At 63.8% G+C, this 7,401-nt stretch carries 5 protein-coding genes and 1 pseudogene; 1 reads left to right on the top strand and 5 read right to left on the bottom strand.

What is annotated here, in order from left to right; all coding sequences use genetic code 11:
- Positions 1-78: 78 nt before the first annotated feature.
- Positions 79-834: pseudogene (locus J8I82_RS33565) on the top strand (RNA-guided endonuclease InsQ/TnpB family protein); the annotation flags it as partial.
- 97 nt (positions 835-931) lie between these two features.
- Here the strand turns inward: J8I82_RS33565 and J8I82_RS33560 are convergent.
- From J8I82_RS33560 to J8I82_RS33540, 5 genes are all read right to left on the bottom strand, one after another.
- Positions 932-3,253 (bottom strand): sbcc family protein, encoded by a 2,322-nt coding sequence (locus J8I82_RS33560; protein WP_209763978.1) that lies wholly within the window; start codon positions 3,251-3,253, stop codon positions 932-934.
- The gene (locus J8I82_RS33555; protein ID WP_209763977.1) at positions 3,241-3,771 is read right to left on the bottom strand and encodes a hypothetical protein; all 531 of its coding nucleotides are present in this window, start codon (positions 3,769-3,771) and stop codon (positions 3,241-3,243) included. The genes J8I82_RS33560 and J8I82_RS33555 overlap by 13 nt, the downstream gene beginning before the upstream one ends.
- A 176-nt stretch (positions 3,772-3,947) precedes the next feature.
- The gene (locus tag J8I82_RS33550; protein WP_209763976.1) at positions 3,948-5,372 is read right to left on the bottom strand and encodes a metallophosphoesterase family protein; all 1,425 of its coding nucleotides are present in this window, start codon (positions 5,370-5,372) and stop codon (positions 3,948-3,950) included.
- Positions 5,373-5,472: 100 nt separating this feature from the next.
- Positions 5,473-6,771 carry a recombination directionality factor gene (locus J8I82_RS33545; RefSeq protein ID WP_431831606.1) on the bottom strand — a complete coding sequence of 433 codons (1,299 nt, stop codon included), beginning with the start codon at positions 6,769-6,771 and terminating at the stop codon, positions 5,473-5,475.
- Positions 6,720-7,031 carry a DUF7696 family protein gene (locus J8I82_RS33540; RefSeq protein ID WP_116386089.1) on the bottom strand — a complete coding sequence of 104 codons (312 nt, stop codon included), beginning with the start codon at positions 7,029-7,031 and terminating at the stop codon, positions 6,720-6,722. Before J8I82_RS33540 ends, J8I82_RS33545 begins: the two co-directional genes overlap by 52 nt.
- Positions 7,032-7,401: the final 370 nt, after the last annotated feature.

The raw sequence follows: 7,401 nt of genomic DNA, 5'->3' as shown, positions 1-7,401 counted from the left end.
CATGCAGCGAACCATGGACGCCGCGCTCACCATTCAGGCACTGCGGGAAGAGTCATGACTTCCGTATAAGGAAATGCCTTGAAGGGCCGCGATCTGAAACGAGAAGGCGAGGCGTTTCGCTTTGCCGGGAATACCTTCCGCGTGTTCAACAGCCGCCCGTTGCCCGCGGGCAAGATCAAGGACGGCACAAACTTTGCCCAGGACTTGCGTGGGAACTGGTTTCTCAACATCGTGATCGAGGTCGCTGATGTGCCGGCACGTCCGATTCAAGCTGGCGTCGGCATCGACCTTGGTTTGAAGGACTTCGCAACGCTCTCGACCGGCGAGAAGCTTCCCAATGACCGGTTTGGCCGGCATGCCGCCGAACGACTGGCGAAGGCGCAGCGGGCGCGAAAGCACAAGCGGCATATCGCCAAGCTGCATGCCAAGGTGGCGAATGCCCGCGCCGACTTCCAGCACAAGCTCGCGCTCGATCTCGTCCGGCGCTTCGATTACATCGCAGTCGGCAACGTGTCGGCGTTGAAACTCGCCAAAACCAAGATGGCGAAGAGCGTCTACGACGCATCCTGGTCGTCCTTCCGGGACAAGCTCCGCTACAAACCGATTGCGCACGGAGCCACGTTTGAGGAAGTGAACGAAAGCGGTTCTACCCAGTCCTGTTCGGCGTGTGGTTCGAAAGACAGCACGACGCGGCCGAAAGGTATCGCAGGACTGCGAATAAGAGAGTGGACGTGTAGTCGATGTGGTGTCGTGCATGACCGTGATACCAATGCTGCGCTGAACATTCTCCGATGCGGACGTGCATCGCCAGCTGTGGGAATCCCCTGCCTTTAGGCAGGGGAGGACGTCAACTCGGAAGTCATAGAAAAAAAGCCCCGCACTCCTTTCGGGAATGCGGGCTTGATTAGAAAGGAACGACGGAGTCGCGGCGCTACTGAGCCGCGAGCGCCACCACGTCGATGACGGCATCGGCTTCATCAACGAGATCGGGCGTCTGGCTGATGAAGAATTCCCGCTCGTAGCCGCCAAGCCGGAGCACCTCGCGCTTCATCTGCATGAAGGCACGCTTGCGCTCCGGATCGAGCGGGCCGTCGGCTTCGTCGGTGAACAGGGTCTGGAACGGCTGCCGCGTGTCTTGCGCCCGATACAGGGCGATTCCACGCGTCAGGCATTCGTTGATCCACACCTTTTGGCCGCCACTCAGCACGGAGAAATCCTTCGTCGTGCCGTTGTCCGCGTCAAGCACGCTGATGGCGAAGCCCTCCCGGGCGTCACCATTGGCCAGCTTCGTCTGCGTCTGGATGGCGACCGTGAAGCGCCGTCCGTAGCAAGCCAGCAGCAGGTCATTGACCATGGCGGTGATGGCAGGGCCAGCGTCGTCGATCGACAAGGCAATGACGCCATCGTTCCCGAGCCCTTTGGCGAGCAACTTCCATTGGGCGATCTCGTCGGACAGACGCTGGACATGGGATTCAAGGCCGCCCAACCCGACGAGCTCCCGCTCGAGCAGACTGCGCTCGGTGGACAGGGCGCTTTGCCGGCGGATCAGCGATTCGATCCGGCCGTCTAATGCACTGACCGCCTCGCGGCCGGCTGCAAGCCGACGGTCAAGATCGGCAACGAGGCCGGTCACGTCCGTCACAGCCAGGCTGTCGCGCTCGCGCTGCAGGCTCGCCAGTTGCGTGTCCACGTCACGGGTATCACGTTCGAGCCGTTCTTTCCGTTCGGTTTCCTCCGCCTCCAGGGTCACGAAATCGCGTTGCGCCAAGTCCAATGCGGACGCCGCAGCATCGAGCAAAGGCTTCTTCGCTGCAAGCCCCGTGAGGCGCTGCAGCTCTGAATTGCCCTGCTCGACTTCCTGCCGCAGCGCTGCAACGGCGCGGCGCACGACGTTGAGCCGCGCCAGCGCTTGGGCCAACTGCTGCAAGGCCTCCTGCTTTGCCTTGTAGCTGGTACGCAGGTTCGCCACTTCGATGACCTGTGGCTCGAGCTTGCCGTTGGCTTCGCGCGCCTGGGCCAGCAACGGACAACGCGCGTGCATGTCATGGCCAGCGCACGGTACCTGGTCCATCACTTCCGTCTGGGCCTTGAGCGTCTTGACCAACTGCGCCGCCACCGATCCACGGGATTCCATCCCCCGTAGTTCGCTGGCGAGCGCCGCGTGCTGGCCGGCAACGGGCTCCAGATCGGCGAGCTCCTTCTGCAGGCGCTCCAGTTCGCCGCGATGGCGGCCCAGCGCCAGCTGCACTTCGTCACGCTGATGGGCTGCCGCCTTGATGGCTTCAGCCTGGGCAAGCGTGGACCGGTGCTCCGCGGCAAGGCGTTGCAGATCCTGGCGTCGCGCCGAAGCCTTCGACGCCGCAGCACGGTCGTCGCCGGCCAGCTGCTGCCTGCGGCCCGTCAGTTCACGATGGCGCTGGTCCAGCTCGCGCAAACGTGCTTCGGTGCCGGCAGAGGCGGCCTGCTTGGCCGCCAGCGTCGCACGCTCCTGCTCCAGCTTGCTGCCGCTGGTGAGCAGGTCTGCGCGGCGGGCGCGCTCGGCGCCTAGACCCTCGTCAATCTGGCAGATCTCCTTGGCGATCGCGTTCACGGTGTCGCGCTTTCCGGCCAGCACAAGCACGTCCCGCTGCACCGTCTCCAAAGCCCGGTTCAACGCCTTGCCGACGTCGCCAGCCTTGGCCGACAACTCACGCAGGTGGTCGATTCCGAGCAGCTCGGCGAGCAGCGTCTTGATCTCGGCAGGCTGATAGCTGGCCAGCGGCCGGCGGTTCTGGGCAGAAAAGACGCTCGTGAAGAACGCCTCGGCCGAACCGAGCACCGCCTCGAGGCAGCGACCATAGGTCTCCGCCTTGCCATCGGACAACGTTCCATCGGCCAGCTGCACCGGCTTCCAGTCATCATCCACCTTCGCGAACAAGTAATACTCCGCCTTGCGGCTCTTGCCCGGGTTGCGGAACGCGAATGCCGACCGGTAGACCTTGCCGCCATGCTCCCATTCCAGATCCTTCTCTGCGCGTGGTGCGCAGAGATGGTCCCAGTACGAGAACGCGTCGGCCGACATCTTGGCCGCGTGGCTCGGCATGATCGGATACGGATGCAGGTTGTCCATGATCGTCGTCTTGCCGGCACCGTTCGGGCCGACAAGCGCGATCAGCCCGGCGGGCAAGGAGGAGAGGTCGACGGTAACGCTGTCGCGCTGCATCCCGTCGCGGATCCCATGGAATCCGGCGAGCGTGAGTTTCAATGGGCGCATTCGGACACCTCCATGCCGGTAAAGGAGTGAAGGTAGTCCGGCGGCACTTCCATCACTTCATCGTCCAGCAACGGCATGTCTGCCGGCATGGATGCTTCGGCGTTGGGCGCGTCATGCGCCGGCGTGCCCGCGATTGCGCGCTCGACCGAGCGGCGTGCGGCCGCGAACTGCGCTGCGGCCATCGTCATGAGAGCATTCCAGTCCGCCTCGCCGGTCAGGGCGCGGAGTTCCAGCTCGCTCCACTGGGAAGCCAGGCCATGCGAGAACGACCAGATGAGGTCCTGCAGTTCCTTGGACGGCGCCACCGCATAGAAGGTGTTGCCACCCGCCTCGCCCAGCGCCATCACCAGCATGTGGTCATGCTTCGCAATGACCGCGCCGCGGCCTGCGCCAAACGGCTCGTACAGCGTGCATGGGGTGAACCCATGATTTTCGGTCAGGCGCTTGGCCATCTCCGAACGATTGATAGACGTCTCGTCGACGAACAGCCACTGCGGGCCGGCGTGATACAAGATCATGGTGCACTCCTCGGGATAGGACGGAGTGCGCCCCGAACGGGAAGCACCCGTCAGGGACAATGGAAAGAGATGGATACTGCTGGGTCGATGCGTCCAGGACGCGGGGTGAAACCGGGTTTCGACTGCCACAAAGGCAGTCGGAACATGGCTTGCATGCTCAAGGTGTTGGCGTATTGCTACGCAAAAAGGTCGTCGGTCAGCCACTCCATCTGCGGCGCTGCTGCAGGGGTCAAGCCCAGTGGTTCGGCACGCGTAGTTGGTACATCATCGCCGGGCGTCGCGAACGGGCTGGCTCCGGATGGGAAATCCTCCGACCAGGCGGGCGATTCCGCGGGTTCCGGCGCCGGCATGCCGCGCAACTGTTCAAGCACGCCGTCAGCAATCGACTGCGCGTCAAGCGATTCCAGCAGCGCCAGCCGCTCCGCGAGAGGGCCTGTCGCAACACCGGTCAATTCCCCCCACCGGGAGAGCTTTTCGGGCAGGCTGGCCGCACGGCTGATGCCTTCGGCACGGCTGCGCACGGCGGGCAGGATGTGGCCTTCGATTTTCAGCTCGGCGCTCTTGGCAAATAACGCCACGATGGCGTCGCGGTCGACCAACTGCCGATGCTCTTCGTTCACCGTCCAGCGCACGCGCACGAACTTGTCGACAGACTCGGCCGCAAGGGCAGCCAACGCGTTCATGTCCGGCGGGCCATCGAAGTCCACGCAGACCGTCTCGCGCGCGGGCGTCTCCACCAGCGCTGCGGTCGCCCTGCCCGGAACGATGTCCCATTGCAGGTACCCTTTTGCACCGATCTCGCCGTAGTGGAAGCGTCCAATGGAGCCTGGGTAGGCAATCACCCTCCCCTCCCGTTCCCATTGCTGGGCACGGTGGATGTGGCCGAGTAGGAAGCCATCGCACTCCGCGTCGAACAGGGCGCCGATCCCGAACTCGTGATCGAAGCCTGCCATGGGTACACCGTGCTCGGTCTGGCAGCCGTTGACCGTGCCGTGCGAGACGCCGACCGTGGCGATCCCCCAACTGCGCAAACGCGCGTTCATCGTGCCAGCGGCGGCCAGGTAAGCAGCCAGATGGTCACCCACCGCGGTTGCCGCTTTGGCCACTCCTGCCGCCGCAGCCAACACCGCCTTGTTGACGGTTGGCACGCAGGTGAAGACGACCTCGGGCTTGCCGTGTTGCGCCAGCAGGACGTCAATCTCCGCCTCGGTGAAGATGGGGCCATCCGACGGATAAAACGCGCCGTCACATAGCGCCACCTGGTGGATGCGATCAGCGACATAGACTGGATACTGCGCACCGATGAGCCGGATCACGTCCAGCGTGCCGGGCGGCTCGTGGCTGAATGTCCCTTGCAGCATCAAAACTGGGCAGTAGCCCGAGAGTCGATGGATGCGCCGTGCGAGCGATCCAAGCGCCGGCGTGTGCGCATCGAGACCGTGGTCCGTCGAGTCGCCGGACACTACGGCGACATGGCAGCCGGAAACGATGGCATTCTCTACCGCGAAGCCGAAACACCGGTCGGCCTCGGCCAAGTTGCCGGGCGAGTAATGCAGGTCAGAAAAGTGGGCAAGCCACAAGGGCTCGCTCTCGTTGAGCATCGTGCTACCTCCAAACGAAATGTGCCGGCGAAGTGCGGCAGAGAAAGGAAAAGGGAAGCCCGATGGGCTTCCCTGCAAACGCCGGCACGAGGCTGGCAGGTTACGGAAGGACGTCCGCGGCGATGGCAGCCACCTGTTCACGGAACGCGAGCGGATTGGCCAGCGCCGTACGCAGTTCTTTTACGAACTGACGCACGTCGTGCGGGCGCTTGGACCAGCCACGCCCGATGGTGGCCGCGGCAAAAGCCTTGAGTTGCAGTGCCCCTTCATCGCTGTCCAACTCCAGCCGGGCAATGAGATCGCGGTACTGGCTCTCGAGATCGTCGTCCTCGGGCGACGGCTCCGCATCGGCGTTGTGCGCAGGCAGCGAAGGTCCATCGCCAACGCCTGAATCGTGGACAAGGTTGTCGACATCGTCGGGCCCGGCACGCCGCTCCCCTTCCAGGGCGTCTGCGGCCTGATTGGCCAGCTCCAGAGCAGGCACCGGGCGGTCGGAACCGTCCAGCAGCGCGGCGATGTCGATCTCTGCGTCCAGCGTGATGAGCCATTGCATCTGTCGCACCGGCTTGCCGCCGTCATCGATACGGCTGATCTCGACTTCCTGCTTGGACATCCAGAACTTGACGCCCACCAGCCTGCCACGGGCCATCGCAACGGTCTGCATGGCGGCGTGAGCCTTTTGCAGAACGTAAATCGAGGTCGTGGGCATTTCAATCAGACCAAGCCCCGTCGCGCAGGGCACGGAAAAATAGAAGCTGGCCGAGAGGTTGCAGTGTCCGCTCTGGTACTGCGGGCATTCCTGTGGGTCACAAATGCCATCAGGGACATCCTCGTCCTGACGCAGAATGATGGTGCGGCCGCCCCACATGCGCTTTGCGCGGTTGGCCCGCGCGTCGCGCACAGGTGGCGCGTACATCTTGCAGTAGCGCCTGCCGTCGGGGCCATACTCGGAGAAGTACTGTCGACCGCTGTGCGTCCATGCCACGAGCTGGTTGGGCATGTTGCTCAGCCAGTCGTCGAACACAAAGACCACGGGAAAGCGCCAGAGGCGATGTCCGTTGCCGTCGTTGCGGTCCTCGCCGTAGCGCTGCACGATGTCCTCGGCCAGCGCCGGGTTGGCGAAGTCAGAGGCGCGGCAGGTGAACCACGGAACGTTCTTCGGGACCATCGGCATCTTGATGCCGGTCGCCCGGATGATCTCGGCCGCAATACGCTCGAAGCTTTCGCCTCGAGCCAGGCCGGCATCGTGGATCCGCACGGCTTCGGGCTTCTCGCGCGCGGCCTTGGTCAGGACCTTGATGCCGGGCCGGATCTTACCGATGATTGGCGGCCGCATGGGCCGCTCTTCTAGCAGGCTTCGGCGTCCGCCGGGCTCGCTGTAGGTGATGGGTGCATGCATTCGTCCGTTCTCCTTTTCTGAAGGAACTGAACGACCTGCGCCCGGATGGACACAGCATGCTCCCGAAGGCGCAGGGCTGTGTCGGCCCCGCGCTGGGTCGTTACGCGATTGAGGAAATCCGCTCGCGCGGTTTCCGAAAGACTGGCGACATGAGCCGCCTCACAAAGTGCGCGCCAGGCGTGCGGCATGTCCTTGTACTGCGGACGGCGCAGGTCCAGCGTTGCCGCGATAGCGGCGGAAATCTCGGCGTTCTGGTGCATGAGCGTCTCCTGAAGATCGAGGTCTCTCACCAGAAACAAAAAAAGCCCGCCCCGGTTTGCGCCGGTGAGCGAGCTTTGATTTTCAGACCTGAAATGCCACGCCCCTTCCGGGGGCGTGGCACTCAGGGAGCGACGCACAAATGCGCGCTGCTCGATGCTGAGGACGTAAGGTCGTCCTCGTGCAGCATGGTCACGCTGCACAACAACCCATTTCGCGAACCCACAGGTTCGGCCGCAGGTTCACGGATCGGCTCGACGTCAGCCGTTCTGCCCGGGAGGGGCCTTTGAGAGAGAGCTCCACATGGTCCCGGGCTCGAACGGTGTCCATCGCGTGCACTCACGAGGAGGCAGAACGAGAACGCGTATTACG

Source organism: Cupriavidus consociatus, assembly GCF_017814975.1.
Classification (GTDB): domain Bacteria; phylum Pseudomonadota; class Gammaproteobacteria; order Burkholderiales; family Burkholderiaceae; genus Cupriavidus; species Cupriavidus consociatus.
The sequence above is the reverse complement of the archived record's forward strand: the minus strand, read 5'-3'. Positions and strand labels throughout refer to the sequence as shown.